Below are 17,859 nucleotides of genomic sequence, written 5' to 3'. Positions count from 1 at the left end.
CCGTTACGACAAGACCGCCACCATCTACCTCGCCGGACTCCACCTCGCAGCCATCTTCATCTGGTCTGCAAGGTGATCCGAAGGAAACGGCCTAGCCGAGTTCCAGCGACGTGACTCCATGGACGCGCGCGCCCGCGAACGCCCTGACCGGCCCGGTGTACATGCGGGCCGTCTCGAAGGAGGGCGTCAGGCCCAGCTTCTCGACGAGGGCGACGGCCGCCGTGTTCGTCTCGGGCACGTCGATGGCGAGCGCCCTCCCGCCCGCGTCGACGGCCAGCGCGGCGAACAGGGCGCCGGCGTCGTCGGCGGTGTCGGCGAACAGAGGGCCGATCCGCAGGGAGTCACGCGCCGGACGGATCACGGCGTAGCCGCTCAGGTGCCCGTCGTCGGCGTGCCGGACGAAGGTGCGGTGCCCGGGGGCGGCCAGCCACGAGTCCAGGAACACCGGCCGGTCGGCGGGGTAGCACGCGCCGTCGTACGCCGTGATGGCCGTACGATCCGCTCGCTCGGCCGACCGCACTCCCGACGGCTCCTGCCCCACCGGAGCCACGCCCGTGAACCGGACGGTGCGGTAGGCGAGTTCGAAACCCGACTTGCGGTAGTTGTCCTGCTGCGCCACCACTCCGTCGAGGCCGACGGTCCGGTCACCCGCGTGGGCGAGGGCCGCCTCCCAGGTGGCGACGCCGTAGCCGTTGCCGCGCAGATCGGGGCGTACGAGGTAGAAGCCGAGGAAGGCGTAGTCGGCGCCGTAGTTGACCACCGAGATGGCCGAGACCGGCTCCCCGTCGACGCGTCCGAGGAAGAAGCCCCCGGGATCCTGGGCGAAGAAGCTCGCGCTGTCGGCGAGCCCTGGATTCCATCCCTCGTCCGCCGCCCAGCCGCCGACCACCTTCCAGTCGTCGAGCGTGGCCTGGCTGACGACGAGGCCGTCGGGTCCCGGAGAGGTCATGGGGGCGCTCCAATGCATACGGGTCGGGGGTGCGCCGGCCGCCCGCGGATCGCGGAATGCGCCGACCTGCCGCACGCGCAGCATCCTTCCCGATCTCCCTACGGATCGCAGCGACCAGCGCCCCACGCGGGAAGGGATTCGGCCACTTCGGCACGCGCGCCCGGCGCTGTGCCGTCACCGTGCCGTGCGAGCCCAGGGGCTCGCGACACCTCCACAACTATTGACGCGCACGCGTCACGCAACTAACTTCCGGGAGCGCTCTCCGCCCCCACCTACACCTCTCCCCGAACAGAGGTCGACCATGAAGACAACGTTGTCCCACGGTCTGAGCAGAGCCGTTCCGGTCCTCCTGGCACTCTCCGCCGCACTGGCACTCCCCACGCCCGCCGCACGGGCGCTTCCCGCACCCGCCGCGCCGGCACTCCCCGCACGCGCCGCCGGAGCCGGAGCCGGACCCGTCGCCCCAGCCACCGCCACGTCCGCCACCCTCGCGTCCGCCGCCGCGTCCGTCTGCAACAAGTACTGCGACGCCCGCGACCCCGCGCTCGCGCCGCAGGACCGCACCCCGGTCTCCACCACTGTCTTCTCCCGCGCCATCACCCTGCACTTCGACGACACGGACGCGATGGGCTGGGCGTCGCTCGACAACGGCAGCCCCGGCGACGAGGTGTGGCTCGACCGGTCCTTCGACGGTGGCCGCACCTGGAGTTCGGGCAGCCGGCTCGGGGACACCTCCGTGCCGACGGGTCAGCGCGGCTGGCGCACCCTCATGTACAACGTCGACGACTGGGGCAACCTCGGCGTCGGCGCCCTGCGCGCCTGCGGCAAGGCCGGGGACCGCGCCGACATCGCGTGCACCGCCTGGGCACGTACGACCTGGAACGCGGGCGAGCGGCGTACGGCCGCCGCGACGGCCCAGATGATGTTCTACGACAACTCCACCGGGCTCTTCGCCACCACCGGCTGGTGGAACTCCGCGAACGCGCTCACGGCCCTGATCGACAACATCCGGGTGACCGGCATGGGCAGCTACAAATACGCGATCGCCAGGACCTACGACCGCCAACTAGGGTCGCAGGGAGGGCAGTTCCGCAACGACTACCTCGACGACACCGGCTGGTGGGGGCTCGCCTGGGTGGCCGCGTACGACCTGACCGGCGACAGCCGCTATCTGAGCACCGCGCGCGCCGACGCCGATCACATGGCGGCCTACTGGGACTCGACCTGCGGCGGCGGGGTGTGGTGGAGCACCGCGAAGACGTACAAGAACGCGATCGCCAACTCGCTGTACATCCAGCTCAACGCGGCCCTGCACAACCGGGTGTCCGGTGACAGTTCCTATCTCTCGCGGGCGCTGGCCGGCTGGTCCTGGTTCCGGTCGACAGGCATGGTGAACGCGGCACACCTGGTGACCGACGGTATCGACCTGTCGACCTGCCGGAACAACAACGGCACCGTGTGGTCGTACAACCAGGGCGTGCTCCTGGGGGCGCTCACCGAGCTGAACCGGGCGACCGGCGACAGCGGGACGCTCGACACGGCCCGGCAGATCGCCGACGCGGCCACCACGTCCGCGATGCTCAACACGGCGGGCGGGATTCTCCGGGACCCGTGCGAGAGCGGCGGCTGCGGGGCCGACGGCCCTTCCTTCAAGGGCGCTCATGTCCGCGGTCTCGGCCGGCTGAACGCAGCGCTGCCCGACCATCCGTACTCGGCCTATCTGGGACGGCAGGCCGACGCCGCCCACGCAGGGGACCGCAACGCGCTCGACCAGTACGGTCTGCGCTGGTCCGGCCCCCTGGACCTCACCGACGCGGCCCGGCAGCAGAGCGCACTCGACCTGCTCGACGCCGCACCCTGAGACTCCCTCCGAGACGACCGAAGACGACTCGCCGGGGAACGCGGGGGCGGACGCACCTGGAGGAGGCTCCACCGGTCACCCGTCCGGTGGAGCCTCCGGTGTGTCATCGCCGCGTGTCAGCGGACCGCGGCGGGCCGGAACCGGCGGTACAGGACCGCGCCGCCCAACAAGAACGCCGCGCTCGCCGCGATGGCCGGCATCGTCTGGTCCGCGCCGGTGTGTGCGAGGGACGGCACCGCCCCGCTCTGCGGCCGGACCTGCCCCGACGCTCGGGTGTCCGGGGCCACCGCGGGCGGGGTGGACGGCCTCGGGGCGGGGTTCCCGGGGTGGTGCGGCTGCCGGGGCTCGGCGTCCGTGGTGTTGACGGACTCGTTCCCGACGGACGCGTTGCCGAGGCCGACCACCGTCACCGCGTTGCCGCTGACGTTGACCGGGAGATCCAGCGGGAGCTGGAGGCCGTTGCCCGAGAGCACACCCGGTGAATCCTTTCCGCCACCGTGCGCGACCGCGCCACCACCTCCGTAGGCGCCGCCGCCCGTGCCACGCCCACCGTGCGCGCCGCCGCCTGTGCCGCCGCCTCCGTGCGCGCCGGCTCCCCCGCGCCTCCCGCCGCCGGACGCGGCGGCCCCGCCTCCGGCGCTCACGTTTGCGCAGCGGTTGCCCGCGGCGGGGTTGAGCAGCCCGACCACGTTGAGCGTGTTCCCGCACAGGTTCACGGGAACGTGCACGGGAAGCTGGATGGTGTTGCCGGAGATCACGCCGGGCGAGCCTGCCGCCGTGCCGTTCGCCGCGGAGTCGGCGTGGGCCGGCATGGTCGCGGCCAGCGCGCCCGAGGCGGCGGCCGCGGCGATCAAGCTGTTTCGGGTCACCCGTTTCATAAGGTTCACTGCCTTCCTCACAACGTCGCGGGCAGTCGCCCACATTGCCAAGAACGCCTGTGACCCATCCGAGTTATGGCTTATCGGCCTTTCACCCCATCGAGCGTCACCCGTATCGAACGGTGCCCCTCCCCGTTCGAAGGACGCCGGCGGGCAGAGTAGGGCACGGCAGCAGGTCGCGCTCGCCCAGAGGCGTGCCCCCGAGGCCGCGCCTATCGTGATCCGGGGGAAACCGCCGGTCCACCGCAGGGCGACCCTGGAGGCAGGCATGCTGTCGATGCACCAACGCTTCGCGGTCGTGGGAGCCGCCACCGCCACGCTGACCCTGCTGGCGGCGGGTCTGCCGATGGCGGCGACCGCCGACGACAGGCCGGACCTGTCCCGGTTCTACGGCCAGAAGGTCGCGTGGGCTGCCTGCAAGGGGGACGGCATGCCCGAAGACCTGCAGTGCGGCAAGGTCACCGTCCCGCTGGACTACGCGAGGCCGGACCGCGGCACGCTCGACCTGGCGCTGGCCCGCTACCGGGCGACGGGCCATTCACGGGGTTCGGTGCTGTTGAACTTCGGCGGTCCCGGCGGCGCCGGGATTCCCGAGCTCGCCGCGGGCGGCAAGGACTTCATGGGGCTGACGAACGGCTATGACGTGGTGACCTTCGACCCCCGCGGCGTCGGCCGGTCCTCGCCCGTCAGTTGCGGCGACGGTGTGGACGCGATCTTCGGGGCGACGGCCGGCGGCACCGACGTGCAGGCGGCGCTCAAGGCGGTCAAGAAGGCCGCCGACACCTGCGCCGAGCACTCCGGCGCCGTCCTCCCCCACATCGGCACGGTCAACGCCTCCCGCGATCTGGACGTGATGCGCCAGGCACTCGGCGACAAGAAGCTCAACTACCTCGGCTTCTCGTACGGGACGCGACTCGGCGCGGTGTACGCGGCCCAGTTCCCCAAGAAGACGGGCCGGATGGTGCTCGACGGTGTCGACACCCTCACCGAGCCGATCGCCGAGCAGGGCCTCATAGGCGCCGAGGGACAGCAGACCGCGCTCGACGACTTCATCACCTGGTGCGCGAAGAACATGGCCTGCCCGTTCGGACAGGACGAGCGCAGCGCCGGCGAGCAGGTGGTCCAGCTCGTCAAGTCGCTCGACGAGGAACCGGTGCCGTCGGACTTCGGCCAGGAGTTCACCGGGCAGGACCTGGTGGGGGCGATCGGCCAGGCGCTCTACAGCAAGGCGATGTGGCCCGTCCTCGAACAGGCCCTCAACCTGCTGGTCCAGGACGGCGACACCCACGGACTCACCCAGCTGTACGGCGGCGCCTCCCTGCCCCACACCTCCACGCCCGCCCGGCAGCGGCCGAAGCAGAACGGCGGGCTGGTCGACGACGAGGACGTTCCCCTCGACAATCTCCCCGCCGCCCTGATGGCCATCAACTGCGCCGACGACCCGGACCGGCCCAGCGCCGGCCAGGTCACCCGGCAGATCGCCGGGCTGCGTGCCGCGTACGAGGAGGCGTCGCCCGTCTTCGGCCAGTACCGGCTCGCCCAGGTGCTGATGTGCTACGGCCGCCCGAAGGGCACCGACTACATACGCGACAAGGTCCGCGACGTACCCGCGTCGAAGATGCTCCTCGTCGGCACCCGCGGGGACCCGGCGACCCCGTACCGCTGGACCCTGGAGACCGCCGAGCGCCTCGGCTCCTCCGCCGTGGTGCTCGACAACAAGGGCGACGGGCACACCGGGTACGCGTCCTCGAAGTGCGTGCACCGGAAGGTCGACGACTTCCTGCTGTACGGATCACTGCCGGCCAGCGGAAGCTCCTGCGGCCCGGAGGACACGGACACCTACTGACCGGCGACCACCGGGTGACGCGTGACCGCCGACCGCGGCGGGACAAGGGGCGTGGCCCGGCGGCCAGGCGGTCGGCCGTCCCACCCGACGGGTCCGGGGTGCCCCTCCCCGAACGGCCGAGGCGTCCCGCTCCGTCGACCGCACCTCCCGTGTCCACTTCGGCGACGTCGGCGGCGCTGCCCCACCGAAGCCCACCGGACGGAACGCTTCGTGGCCCGCGCGATCCGCGTGATCCGCCGGTGTCCCGACCGGCGGCTTTCGTCCGCATGGGTTTGACTCATGGTGTGCGCCGGATGCTCCCACTGCTGCTCGTCGCCCTCGGTGCGGCCGGGGCGCTCGTCCTCGTCCGCGGCGTCTCGGCGTGGTGGTGGTGCGCGGCGGTCCCGCTGCTGGCGCTGACGGTGCTCGGCGGCTGGGACCTGTGGCAGCGACGTCACTCCGTGCTGCGGAACCATCCCCTCTCCGGCCATCTCCGCCTTCTCCTGGAGGCGCTGCGCCCGAAGCTCCAGCGGTACGTCGTCGAGCGGAACCATGGCGGACAACCCTACGACCGCCGGGTGCGGGCCCTCGTGTACGACCGCGCCAAGGGCGTCGAGGTCGAGGAGCCGTTCGGCACCGAGCACGATGTGTACGCGGACGGCCACGAGTTCCTGGAGCCGTCGATGCGTCCGGTCGAGGTTCCGGACGAGCCGCCCGTCGTCCGCGTCGGCGGACCCGAGTGCACCCAGCCCTACGACATGGCCTTGCTCAATGTCTCCGCGATGAGTTTCGGGGCCCTCTCGGCGAACGCGATCATGGCGCTCAACAGGGGTGCGGCGCTGGGGGGTTTCGCGCACGACACCGGCGAGGGCGGCCTGTCGGACTACCACCTTCGGGGCGGCGGCGACCTCGTCTGGGAGATCGGCACGGGGTACTTCGGCTGCCGCACCTCCGAAGGGGACTTCGAGGCGCGGGAGTTCGCGGACAAGGCCGCGCTGCCCGAGGTGAAGTGCGTGTCGCTGAAGCTCTCCCAGGGCGCGGACCCGGGGATCGGCGGGATCCTGCCCGGGGCGAAGGTGAGCGCCGAGATCGCGCGGGCGCGCGATGTCCCCGAGGGCCGGACCGTGCTGTCGCCGCCGTTCCACCGGGTCTTCTCCACCCCGCGGGAACTGGTGCGGTTCATCGCCCGGATGCGGCAGTTGGCGGGCGGCAAGCCGACCGGCTTCAAGCTCTGCGTCGGCTCGCGCCGTCAGTTCCTGGCCGTCTGCAAGGCCATGCTCGCCGAGGGCGTGACGCCCGACTTCATCGTGGTCGACGGTTCGGAGGGCGGCACCGGGGCCGCGCCCGCGGAGTTCGGCGGCGGCATCGGCGCACCGCTGACCGAGGGCCTGATCACGGTGCACAACGCGCTGGTCGGCACCGGGCTGCGGGACCGCGTCCGGATCGGGGCGAGCGGAAAGGTCGCCACCGGCTCGGACATCGTCAAACGGCTCCTCCAGGGCGCCGACTACACCAACGCGGCCCGCGCGATGATGTTCGCCGTCGGCTGCCTCCAGGCCCAGCGCTGCCACACCAACACCTGTCCGGTGGGCGTGGCCACCCAGGATCCCCGCCGGGTCCGCGCGCTGGACGTGGCCGACAAGTCCGAGCGCGTGCGCCGCTACCAGCGGGGCACCGTTCACAGCGCGAGCCGGATCATGGCCGCGATGGGGGTACGGGATCCGGGCGACCTCACGCCCCACCGGCTGCTGCGGCGCGTCGGTCCCACGGCCGTACGGTCGTACGCGGAACTCTACGAATGGCTGGCGCCGGGGGTGCTGCTCGCCGAGCCGCCCTCGTCCTGGGCGAGGGACTGGGCCGGCGCCGATCCGGACTCCTTCTGAGCGTCGAAGACGCCTGCCGGGTGCCGGAACTCCCGCTGAGCGTCAGAAGTCGACGGGATCCCGCACGATGGGGCAGGTCATGCAGTGGCCGCCGCCGCGTCCCCGTCCGAGCTCGGCCCCGACGATGGTGATGACCTCGATGCCGGCCTTGCGCAGCAGGGTGTTGGTCTGGGTGTTGCGGTCGTAGGTGAACACCACGCCGGGCTCCAGGGCGACGGCGTTGTTGCCGCTGTCCCACTGCTGTCGCTCGGAGGCGTACACGTCGCCGCCCGTCTCGACGACCCGCAGTTCGGACAGTCCGAGCGCCTTGGCGACGACATCGGTGAAGGCACGCGAGCCCTCGTCGGCGAGTTCGACGCCGGGAGCCTTGTCGCCGGGCCGCAGGGAGAAGGTGTGCACCGAGTCCATGATGGCCGGATACAGGGTGACGAGGTCGCGGTCGGCGAAGGTGAAGACGGTGTCCAGGTGCATCGCGGAGCGCAGTTTCGGCAGTCCCGCGACGATGACGTGCTCGGCGGCGCCTTTGCTGAACAGCGCGGCCGCGACCTGGCTGATGGCCTGTCGTGAGGTGCGCTCGCTCATGCCCATGAGGACGACGCCGTTGCCGACCGGCATGATGTCGCCGCCTTCGAACGTGGCCTGGCCCCAGCTCAGTTCGGGGTCGCCCCACCAGACGGGGGAGCCGACGAAGTCCGGGTGGAAGGAGTAGACCGCCTTCATCAGGAGCGTCTCGTCGTGCCGGGCCGGCCAGTAGAGCGGGTTGAGGGTGAGCCCGCCGTAGAGCCAGCAGGTGGTGTCGCGGGTGTAGAGGGTGTTGGGCAGCGGTGGCATCAGGTACTCGCGCACCCCGGTCGATTCGCGGGCCAGGGAGAGATAGCCGGAGCGGAACTCGTCGGGCAGGTCTGCGGTGGCCAGTCCGCCGATCAGGTACTGGGCGAGGCGGGCGGGGTCGAGGGACTCCAGGTAGGCCCGGGTGCCGTCGATGAGACCGAGTCCGACCTCGTTCGCGGTGATCTTCCGGTCCAGGAGCCAGTCCTTCGCGGCGGGGACGGCCATGGTCTCGGCGAGCAGTTCATGCAGTTCGACGACCTCCACGCCGCGTCCCCGCAGTTTGTTGACGAAGTCGGCGTGGTCGCGCTGGGCGTTCTCCACCCACATCACGTCGTCGAAGAGCAGGTCGCCGGAGTTGGTGGGGGTGAGCCTGCGGTGTGCGAGGCCGGGTGCGCAGACCAGGACCTTGCGCAGCCTGCCGACCTCGGAGTGAACGCCGTGCGCCGGGCGGCTCGTGGTGTCTTGACTGGTCACGGTGTGCCTTTCTCCAGGTCGGAGGCTGACGGGTCAGAGGCTGATCCAGCCCAGCGCCAGGGCGACGATCCCGAGGACGGCACCGGCGATCGAGACGACGAGGATGACCAGTTCGCGAGGCGAGAACGGGGTTCTGCCCTGCTCGCGGCGCGCCATCACGAACAGCACGGTGGCGGGCGCGTAGACGATGAAGGAGACGAGGAGGAACCTCAGTCCGGCCGCGTAGAGCAGGAACGCGGTGTAGACGGTGGCGAGGGAGGCGATGACGAGGTCGCCGCCGAACCTGCCCCGGGTGATCTTCACGGCGAAGGCCGCCGCCAGCAGGAACGGGATGAGTGTCAGCGCGCTGGTCAGGTCGAGCGCGAAGTCGAAGGCGTCGTCCGAGAACAGGGTGGCGACCAGGACGACCTGGGTGAGCAGGGTCGACAGCAGCAGCGCGGGCACCGGAACGTCGGCGGCGGTGGAGCGGGACAGGAAGCGGGGCATGTCCTCGTCCTTGGCCGCGACGAACAGCACTTCGGCCGCCATCAGCGTCCAGGCGAGGTAGGCGCCGAGCACCGAGACGATGAGGCCGACGCTGACGAAGACCTGGCCCCAGGTGCCGACCGCGCTCTCCAGGACTCCGGCCATCGACGGCTGTCTGAGCTCGGCGATCTCCCCCATCGGCATCAGCCCGTACGACACGATCGTGACGGAGGCGAAGATGGCGAACACGCTGAGGAAGCCGAGGACGGTGGCCCGGCCGACGTCCTCGCGGCGCTTGGCGTGCCGGGAGTAGACGCTGGCCCCCTCCACTCCGAGGAACACGAACACCGTCGCCAGCATGGTGCCCTTGACCTGCTGGAAGAGCGAGCCCGCGTAGTCGGCGCCGCCCCAGTTGTCGGCGAAGACCTGGGGCTTCAGATAGAAGAGGGCGAGGACGATGAAGACGAGGATCGGGACGATCTTGGCCACGGTGACGATCCGGTTGATGGCCGCAGCTTCCTTCACTCCTCGTCGGATGAGGAAGTAGAAGGCCCACAGGCCGACGGAGGAGAGCACCACCGCGAGGACGGTGTCCCCGTCGCCGAGCGCGGGCGCGATCGCCCCGACGGTCGACATGATGAGCACCCAGTAGGTCACGTTGCCGACGCAGGCGCTGGCCCAGTAGCCGAAGGCCGAGAAGAAACCGAGGTACTCGCCGAAGCCCGCCTTCGCGTACGCGTAGACGCCCGCGTCGAGGTCGGGCCTTTGGATCGCGAGGCGCTGGAAGACGAAGGCGAGCATCAGCATGCCGGTGCCGGCGACGGCCCAGGCGATCAGCGCGCCCGCCACGCCCGTCTCCTGGGCGAACCGTCGCGGGAGGGAGAACACACCGGCGCCGACCATGGAGCCGACGACCAGCATGGTCAGAGTGACCACTGTCAGCTTGGCAGCCGGTGCCGCCTCGAATTCCGTGTCGACCTGCGTCATGGGCGTCCTGCGGAGACGGGCATCGTCGTGCGCGACCACGATGCGGGCGACGTCGTCTGGTGACTTGAGCGACATTAACAACCAATTGCCCTGAATGCCCGGCAAAGGAAGCCGCCAGGGTGCTGCGTTATTGATCTCTCCGGCCGACAATCGGATGACAGGGACGGAAGCGTCCGAGCTGTCGTCGGAGAGGTGTGCACCGCGTGAGTGAGCTGTTGGGTGTGGCGGTACTGGGTGCCGGACACATGGGAGCCGACCATGTACGCCGTATAGACAAGGCAGTGAGCGGCGCCAGGGTCGCTGCCGTGGCGGATCCCGACACCGCTCGCGCCGAGGCGGCGGTGGCGGGCATCGACGGTGTGTCGGTCCACGCCGAGGCGGCGGCCGCGCTGAACGCGCCCGGCGTCGGGGCCGTACTGATCGCGTCCCCGGGCCCCGCGCACGAGGAGGCCCTGCTCGCGGCCTTCGCGCGCGGCTTGCCGGTGCTGTGCGAGAAGCCGCTGGTGCCGGAGTCGGACGGGGCGCTGCGGGTGGTGGAGGCGGAGGTACGGCTCGGGCGGCGGCTGGCGCAGGTCGGGTTCATGCGCCGGTACGACCCCGAGTACCAGCGCCTCAAGTCCCTGCTGGACAGCGGTCGGCTGGGCCGCCCCCTGATGCTGCACTGCACGCACCGCAACGTCGCCTCACCGCCCGGCTTCACCTCGGCGATGCTGGTCAACAGCTCCGTCTCGCACGAGATCGACGCGGCGCGCTGGCTGCTGGGCCAGGAACTCACGGCGGTGACCGTGCTGCGCCCCCAGCCGTCCTCGAACGCCCCCGAGGGCCTGATCGATCCCCAGTTCGTCGTGTTCGAGACGGCCGGCGGCGCGCTGGTCGACGTCGAGGTCTTCGTGAACTCCGGATTCGGGTACCAGGTGGCGTGCGAGGCGGTGTGCGAGTCGGGGAGCGCGCGGATCGGGGACGAGCACACCATGACCGTGACGACGGCGGGCGGCACTCACGAGGAGGTGGCGCAGGACTATCTCGTACGCTTCGCCGACGCCTACGACCGTGAGGTGCAGGCCTGGGTGGACGCGACCCGGTCGGGCCGGGTCACCGGGCCCGGCGTCTGGGACGGGTACGCGGCGTCCGCCGTCGCCGAGGCGGGAGTCCGGGCGCTGGAGAACGGCGGCCGGGTGACCGTCGAGCTGGCCCCGCGCCCGGACCTCTACGCCTGATCAGCCGCTGACGCTCGCGGCACCCGTCTCGAGGTGCCCGGTGAACCGGCGCGACCAGCTCGCGTCGGAGCCGATCGTGATCGTGAAGTCGTACCAGCCGTCCTGGTACGCCACCGCGTTGAAGTAGTCCTCCGTCGAGCCGCCTGCGGCGACGGTGTACGTCCAGGGACCGTCGGAGCGGTAGTGGTTCGAGGTGACGGTGAACGTCACCGGGGAGGTGGAGGAGTTGGTCATCCTGAAGTAGACGGCCGTCTTCCCGGTACCGGGCTCGGTCGCGTACCGCACGCCGACCTCGGCCGACTTGCCCGCCTTCGTCGCGTCTCCCTTGAAGCGGCGCAGGAAGCGGTTCGGGCCGGCCATCGAGTAGTCGTACTTGCCGTCGCCGTAGCCCGAGCCGATGTTGAAGGAGTCGGAGACGGTGGCGCCCGCGTCGACCGTGTACTGCCAGGGCACGGTGTCCCGGTAGGCGTTCGGGTGGATGGAGAAGTGCGCCGCACTTTTGGCCGGGGCACCCTGGTTGGCCATGGTGAACCAGGCGAGGACCGTGCCGCTCGCGCCGAACTCCAGGTGGTCCAGGTAGCCGTTGGGCTGGTACGGCAGCGCGCGGGCGGGCCGGGTGCCGGGCTCCTGGACGGGCAACGCGTTGGTGGTGGGCACCGGGTTGGGCAGCGGGCCGCAGGTGGCGAACCCGATGACGCTCGTGGCGGGCAGCGCGGCGGTGCCGTAGACGGGGTGCGCGAAGTCGAAGACGCCGGTCAGGTCACCGGTGACCCTGCGCCGCCAGGCACTGATGTTCGGGCAGGCCGCGGGCTTGCCCAGGGCGCTGGTCCACGTCTCCAGGAAGCGCAGGACCGAGGTGTGGTCGAAGACCTCCGAGGAGACCCAGCCACCGCGCGTCCAGGGCGAGACGACGAGCATCGGGACCCGGAAACCGAGGCCGTACGGAACCCCGTTCAGGTACTCCCCCGCGGTCCCGGCGGGCGGGGCGGGCGGCGGGACGTGATCGAAGAAGCCGTCGTTCTCGTCGTAGTTGAGGAACAGGACGGTGGAGTCGAAGACGTTCGCGTCGGCGGCGAGTGCCTTGTACACCAGGTCGACGAAGTGGGCGCCGTCGCCGGGCGGGGCGTACGGGTGCTCCGAGAAGGCCTGGTTGGCGACCACCCAGGACACCTGGGGCAGGGTTCCGGCGACGACGTCGGCCTTGATGGCGGCCGCGATGTCGTCGGGCGTGGAGCCTGTGGTCTTGGGGACGGAGGCCATGCCGCGGTCGTACAGCGGGTCACCGGCCTTGGCGGCGGCGAACTTCTTGAAGTAGGCGCAGCCGTTGTCGCCGTAGTTGTCCTGGGCGTTCTGGTAGACCTTCCAGCTCACACCGGCCGCCTGGAGCGCCTCGGCGTAGTTCTGCCAGGTCAGCCCGGACTCGTCGCCGCCGTCGTAGCTGGAGCCGTCGACCTTGCCGCTCCACAGGAAGGTGCGGTTGGGTCCTGTGGCGCTGAGTGTGGAGCAGAAGTAGGCGTCGCAGATGGTGTAGTTGTCGGCGAGCGCGTAGTGGAACGGGATGTCGGAACGGTCGAGGTAGCCGAGCGACCGTGCGTTGCCGACGCCCGAGACCCAGTTGTCGAGCCGCCCCTTGTTCCAGGCGGAGTGCTGCGAGGACCAGGAGTGCGGAAGGTCGCCGCTGCACTGGGCGAGGGTCTCGCCGTCCTTGCCGCCCGCCGCGGGCGTGGAGCTGAGCTTCCACGGGTACTGCCTGCCCAGGCCGTTCGGCTGGTTGAAGACCGAGTACCCGCCGGACAGCGTGACGCCGCTGCGGTCGTCGAAGCCACGGATGCCCTTGAGGCGCCCGAAGTAGTGGTCGAAACTGCGGTTCTCCTGCATGAGGATGACGACGTGCCGTACATCCGAGATCGTGCCGGTCGCCGTTGCCGTGGTTGCCGCGGCAGCCGCTGGACGCGAGCCGACGCCCAGCGCGGCTCCCGCCGCCACGGATGCGCCGAACCCCACGAAGCCTCTTCGGCTGATCGGTGTCATTCGCCCGCCCTGGTCAACTGGAGTGCCCCTGCGGCACGCCGCAGGCAAGCGTGCCCGGGGCGACCGTCAGGGGTCGTACGGGTGCGGTGAGGGCGGGTGAACAGCGGTCGAACCTGCCCGTCCGGATCCTACGGCCGCCCCTTTGCGTTCGCCCGCGGCCGCTCGGTACCGCCCACCGATGCTCGTTACTCCCTATCGCAACCGTGATAGTATCTAACGAAGTGCACTTCTCCGCGCTCCGTCCACCGAAAAGCGGAGGAGCCGGGCAGCCCGCCCGAAGACCCGCACCCCGACCCGAAGAGGCGATGACATGGCCGCTGAGACCCGAACCGGGACGGGCCCGCGCGACCGGTTCCGCGCGCAGGTGCGCCAGGAAGTGAAGACGGCGGCGCTGCGCCAGCTGGCCGAGGGCGGCCCGGAAGGGCTGTCGCTCAACGCGATCGCCAAGCAGCTGGGTATGACGGGGCCCGCGCTCTACCGCTACTTCGCCAACCGCGACAGCCTGCTGACCGAACTCGTCATCGACGCCTACGGGGACCTGGCGGCGGCCCTCTCCCGCACCGCCGAGGCCTGCACGGCGGACGCCGTCACCCGGCTGACCGAGCTGGGCCGGGCCTACCGGGCCTGGGCGCTGGCCGAGCCGCACCGCTACCGCCTGCTCTTCCGGGCCCCCCTCCAGGGCTACGACGCCCAGTCGGCGAGCCTGGTCGAGGCCTCGCAGCCCGCGATGACCGTGCTCCTGGAGGCGGTGAGCGCCCTGGCCGAGCCGGACGCACGCGTGCCGGACGGCGCGGCGGCGCAGTTCCGGGAGTGGCAGGAGCGGCACGGCTTCGAGGACGTGCCGGAAGCGGTCGCCGCGCGCTCCACGATGCTTTGGGCCCATCTGCACGGCATGGTCGCCCTGGAGATCGAGGGCAACTTCGCCTCGATGGGCATCGATCCGTCCTTTCTCTACGAGGCCGAGGCGACGGACTTCGTGCGCTCGCTCTGAGACGGAGACGAACCCATGACAGGCGGCTCGCACAAATGCCCCTCGAACAGCAGAATGAGAGGCCTGTACGGGTCCATCGCCCGACCCCCAAGTCGCGTACGGTGTCTACGACTTGCCCCCGAACGACACCTACCGCATCGGGACCAGTCGCCCGCTCCGGGAGGACTGCGGCATATACCAGAAGCACGACCGTATCGGGTGTTGCCAAATCCCTTACAGCGCGTCGTGGGCTGTGCGACAGTCGTAACGGTCCTTCCGTCAGCCTAGGTCGTACCGTCCCCGCATCGGAGTACGTCATGCCACCCCATCTCTCTGCGGACCGCCCCGCCGCTCAGCCGCCCCCGCGCGGCACGGTCGACGCGCTCATCTCGCAGACGCGGCGCCTGCGCGGTGAGGTGGACGCCGTTCGACGTGAGGCACCCGCCGACGGCGAGGACGCGCAGGGACGCTGGCAGCGCGCGCTGTGCAATCTGGCACTGCATCAACTGAGTGATCTGGACGAGCACTTGGCCCAGCTGCGGGACGGACCGCCGGCCGTGCCCGTCCAGCCGGCGGCCACTCCTCCCACCGCGCCCACCGCCCGGACCGGGCAGGCCGCATCCCGGCACGGCTCACTGCTGAGCCGGGTCGGCAGCGCCGAGTGGAACCTGCTGACGGACGAGGCCAGCTGGTCCGGCGAGTTCTACCAGATCCTGGGCCGCGACGCCGCCGCTCCCCCGCTCACCCTCGACGAACTGCCCTCCCTGGTCCTCGACGAGGACCGGCCGATGCTGACGACGATGGTCACCGACTGCCTCATCGACGCCAAGCCCATCGACGGGGAGTTCCGCATCATGCGCCCCGACGGCGGAGTGCGGACCGTGCACATGATGGGCGAGCCCGTGCTCGACACCGACGGCAGCACCGCCTCGATGTGGGCCGTCCTGCGCGATGTCAGCGAACTGCGCCGCAGTCAGCGGACGGTGGGCGAGACCCGTGAATCGCTCCAGCGTCAACAGCACGTCGCACAGACCGAGCACCGGCTCGCGGTCGAGCTCCAGGAGGCCGTGCTGCCTCCCTGGCGCGGCTCCCTGCGGTTCCCGCGCCAGGGCCCCCGGGCGCTGGACGTGGCCGCGCACTATCTGCCGTCCTCGACGAGCGCGCTGATCGGCGGCAACTGGTACGACGCACTCGAACTCCCCGACGGGGAAACCCTCTTGAGCGTCGGCGACCTCACCGGCCACGGGGTCACCGTGACCTCGGGGATGGCGATGCTGCTCGGCGCCCTGCGCGGCATGGCGGTGGCGGGCACCCAGCCGGGTCAACTCCTCTCCTGGCTCAATCAGTTGCTCGACGCCACCGTCCAACCCGCCCTGGGCAGTGCCGTCTGCTGCCGCTACCTGCCCGCGACCCGCACCCTCAGCTGGGCGCAGGCAGGACACCCCGCCCCGCTGCTGTTCCGCGACGGGACGGGGCGTGCGCTGGCCGCACCGGACGGCGTACTGCTGGGAGCCACCTCCGGTGCTGTCTACGGGCAGGCCGAAGAAAGCCTCCGCGTGGGCGACCTGCTGCTCCTGCGCACCGAGGGACTGGTGCCCCGGCGATCGGGGTCTCCGGACCCGGGCGAAGCCGGGAGCCGAGGAGGAACGGTGGCCGTCCAGAGGCTGCTCGACCTGGCCCCGCGCTTCGGCGAGGCCCGTACGGCCCAGGACTGTGTACGAATGGTTGTGGAGGAATTCGGCGAGACCGAACGCGAGGACGACGCCTGCGTGCTCATCGCCCGGATCGGATCCTGACGCCGATCATGCTGACGCCGACGACACCGGAAACCGATGACCACGGAGTCCGGCGACACGGAGAGTCGGCCCGGACCGGCATCGGCCCCTGACGGCTGACGTCGTTGTCAGCCGAGCCACCGCGGCACGTTGCAACGCGACCCGCCCCGGCCTCCGACCCGCACGCGGGGATGCAGGAGCAGGCTCCTTACACCCGCGCGCTGTTGCCGCGCCTGGGCTTCAACGAACCCTTCGGCAGCGCGAGTTTGATCTCCTCACGCAGATCACTGATCTTCGGATAGCTGGAGTACTGCCCGGTGAGCCGGTACATCTCGCGCAACCGGTCCCAGGTGCGATGGGAGGAGTTGGAGCCCATCGACGTCAGGGCCAGTCGCGCGTAGCGGTCTGCCTGTTCGGGATCGTCGGCGATGAAGCAGGCCGACGCGAGGGAGATGTGGTCGAAGATCTTCGACCGCTCCCGGCCCGACTCCCGTAGCTTCAGCGCCTCCTTGGCGTGGCGCTGCGCGGTCGCCGCGGCGGCCGGCTCGTGCTCGGCGAGGGTGCGGTACGCGAGAGCCTGCATGCCGTGCATGTCGGCCTCGTCGAACAACTGCATCCAGCTGGGCGGGGGTACGTCACCGCGGTCGGAGACGAACAGGTCCTCCGCCACACCGAGGGTGCGCCGCATGGCCTGGCCCTTGCCCATGGACGCCTGCGCCCAGGCCTCGATGGTGTGGAGCATCGCCTGGGTGCGGGGCAGCACCTCTTCGCCCGAACCGGACTTGGCGAGCTTCATGAGGTCGAGTGCGTCGTCGGGCCGACCCAGGTGCACCATCTGGCGAGCCGCTCGGGAGAGCGCCTCCCCGGCGCGGGGCCGGTCGCCGCCCTCCCGGGCCGCGTGGGCGGCGATGACGAAGTACTTCTGAGCCGTGGGCTCCAGGCCGACGTCGTGCGACATCCAGCCCGCGAGGACGGCGAGGTTGGCGGCGACGCCCCACAGGCGCCGCTGGAGATGGTCGGGGTGCCGGTAGGAGAGCATGCCTCCCACTTCGTTGAGCTGGCCCACCACGGCCTTGCGTTGCAGCCCGCCGCCGCGGGCCGCGTCCCAGGCCCGGAACACCTCGACGGAGCGCTCCAGTTCCTCGATCTCCTGCGACCCGATGGGGGCGGCCTCGTAGCGGTCGAACCCGGCGGATTCGGCATGCAGGGGGTCTTCGAACTGCGGAGCGTCGGCCGTCAGGGCCGGATCGGTGTGCAGCCAGTCGTACATGGCAGTGCTGAGTGCGGATCCCGCGGCGAGCGCGGCACCCGCGCCCACCAAGCCGCGTCGGTTGAGCATGAGGTCCATTCCCGTGAATTCGGTGAGGACCGCGGCAGTCCGCTCGGGCGCCCACGGCACACCGTCGGGATGTTCCACACTCCCGCCGCCCTGCCGTTTCCCCGTACGCCCGTGCCTGACCAGACCGAGGTCCTCGATGGTCACGACACGGCCGAGACGCTCGGTGAACAGAGCCGCCAGCACCCGCGGCACCGGATCGCGCGGGATCTCTCCCATGTCGATCCACCGCCGCACCCGCGAGGTGTCGGTCGCCAGCTGGGGGTGGCCCATGGCCGCCGCCTGCCGGTTGACCAGCCTCGCGAGTTCGCCCTTGGACCAGCCGGCCAGGCCGAACAGGTCCGACAGACGGGTGTTGGGTTGTCCGTTCACGTCAA

12 protein-coding genes are annotated in these 17,859 nt (G+C 70.8%); 6 read left to right on the top strand and 6 right to left on the bottom strand.

Going from position 1 to position 17,859, the window contains the following annotated elements:
• Positions 1 to 91: 91 nt before the first annotated feature.
• The gene (locus ACFYR3_RS42330; protein ID WP_356782908.1) at positions 92 to 949 is read right to left on the bottom strand and encodes a GNAT family N-acetyltransferase; all 858 of its coding nucleotides are present in this window, start codon (positions 947 to 949) and stop codon (positions 92 to 94) included.
• Between the two features lie 301 nt (positions 950 to 1,250).
• Between ACFYR3_RS42330 and ACFYR3_RS42325 the strand changes: the two genes are divergently transcribed.
• Positions 1,251 to 2,810, top strand: coding sequence for a glycoside hydrolase family 76 protein (locus ACFYR3_RS42325; RefSeq protein ID WP_389287578.1), 1,560 nt, complete (start codon positions 1,251 to 1,253; stop codon positions 2,808 to 2,810).
• 116 nt (positions 2,811 to 2,926) lie between these two features.
• Here the strand turns inward: ACFYR3_RS42325 and ACFYR3_RS42320 are convergent, their stop codons facing one another.
• Positions 2,927 to 3,688 carry a chaplin gene (locus tag ACFYR3_RS42320; protein ID WP_355849556.1) on the bottom strand — a complete coding sequence of 254 codons (762 nt, stop codon included), beginning with the start codon at positions 3,686 to 3,688 and terminating at the stop codon, positions 2,927 to 2,929.
• A 268-nt stretch (positions 3,689 to 3,956) separates the two neighbouring features.
• Here ACFYR3_RS42320 and ACFYR3_RS42315 point away from each other — a divergent pair, with 268 nt between their 5' ends.
• The gene (locus ACFYR3_RS42315; RefSeq protein WP_389287576.1) at positions 3,957 to 5,534 is read left to right on the top strand and encodes an alpha/beta hydrolase; all 1,578 of its coding nucleotides are present in this window, start codon (positions 3,957 to 3,959) and stop codon (positions 5,532 to 5,534) included.
• A gap of 293 nt (positions 5,535 to 5,827) precedes the next feature.
• Positions 5,828 to 7,396, top strand: a complete 1,569-nt coding sequence (locus ACFYR3_RS42310) for an FMN-binding glutamate synthase family protein (protein ID WP_389287574.1) — start codon at positions 5,828 to 5,830, stop codon at positions 7,394 to 7,396.
• A gap of 42 nt (positions 7,397 to 7,438) precedes the next feature.
• Here ACFYR3_RS42310 and ACFYR3_RS42305 read toward each other — a convergent pair whose 3' ends face one another.
• Positions 7,439 to 8,701 (bottom strand): arginine deiminase, encoded by a 1,263-nt coding sequence (locus tag ACFYR3_RS42305; protein WP_389287572.1) that lies wholly within the window; start codon positions 8,699 to 8,701, stop codon positions 7,439 to 7,441.
• 33 nt (positions 8,702 to 8,734) lie between these two features.
• Entirely contained in the window at positions 8,735 to 10,153 is a 1,419-nt protein-coding gene (locus ACFYR3_RS42300; RefSeq protein ID WP_389287570.1) for a basic amino acid/polyamine antiporter, read from the bottom strand.
• Positions 10,154 to 10,356: 203 nt separating this feature from the next.
• Here ACFYR3_RS42300 and ACFYR3_RS42295 point away from each other — a divergent pair, with 203 nt between their 5' ends.
• On the top strand, positions 10,357 to 11,370 hold the full coding sequence (locus ACFYR3_RS42295) for a Gfo/Idh/MocA family protein (RefSeq protein WP_389287568.1): 1,014 nt from the start codon (positions 10,357 to 10,359) through the stop codon (positions 11,368 to 11,370).
• Here ACFYR3_RS42295 and ACFYR3_RS42290 read toward each other — a convergent pair whose 3' ends face one another.
• Positions 11,371 to 13,401: a phosphocholine-specific phospholipase C gene (locus ACFYR3_RS42290; RefSeq protein WP_389287566.1), complete on the bottom strand. Its 2,031-nt coding sequence runs from the start codon at positions 13,399 to 13,401 to the stop codon at positions 11,371 to 11,373. It lies immediately after the preceding gene.
• 310 nt (positions 13,402 to 13,711) lie between these two features.
• Here ACFYR3_RS42290 and ACFYR3_RS42285 point away from each other — a divergent pair, with 310 nt between their 5' ends.
• Together ACFYR3_RS42285 and ACFYR3_RS42280 are read left to right on the top strand one after the other, a co-directional pair.
• Positions 13,712 to 14,392 (top strand): TetR/AcrR family transcriptional regulator, encoded by a 681-nt coding sequence (locus tag ACFYR3_RS42285; RefSeq protein ID WP_355849495.1) that lies wholly within the window; start codon positions 13,712 to 13,714, stop codon positions 14,390 to 14,392.
• Positions 14,393 to 14,688: 296 nt separating this feature from the next.
• Positions 14,689 to 16,167, top strand: a complete 1,479-nt coding sequence (locus ACFYR3_RS42280) for a PP2C family protein-serine/threonine phosphatase (RefSeq protein ID WP_389287564.1) — start codon at positions 14,689 to 14,691, stop codon at positions 16,165 to 16,167.
• Positions 16,168 to 16,354: 187 nt separating this feature from the next.
• On the opposite strand, the gene ACFYR3_RS42275 is transcribed toward ACFYR3_RS42280, so the two are convergent.
• Complete coding sequence (locus ACFYR3_RS42275; protein WP_355849501.1) at positions 16,355 to 17,854, bottom strand: hypothetical protein; 1,500 nt, start codon at positions 17,852 to 17,854, stop codon at positions 16,355 to 16,357.
• Positions 17,855 to 17,859: the final 5 nt, after the last annotated feature.

The sequence above is a fragment of the Streptomyces sp. NPDC005784 genome, assembly GCF_042871525.1.
Taxonomy (GTDB): Bacteria; Actinomycetota; Actinomycetes; order Streptomycetales; family Streptomycetaceae; genus Streptomyces.
Note: the sequence above shows the minus strand (reverse complement) of the source record. Positions and strands in the feature narration are given on the sequence as shown.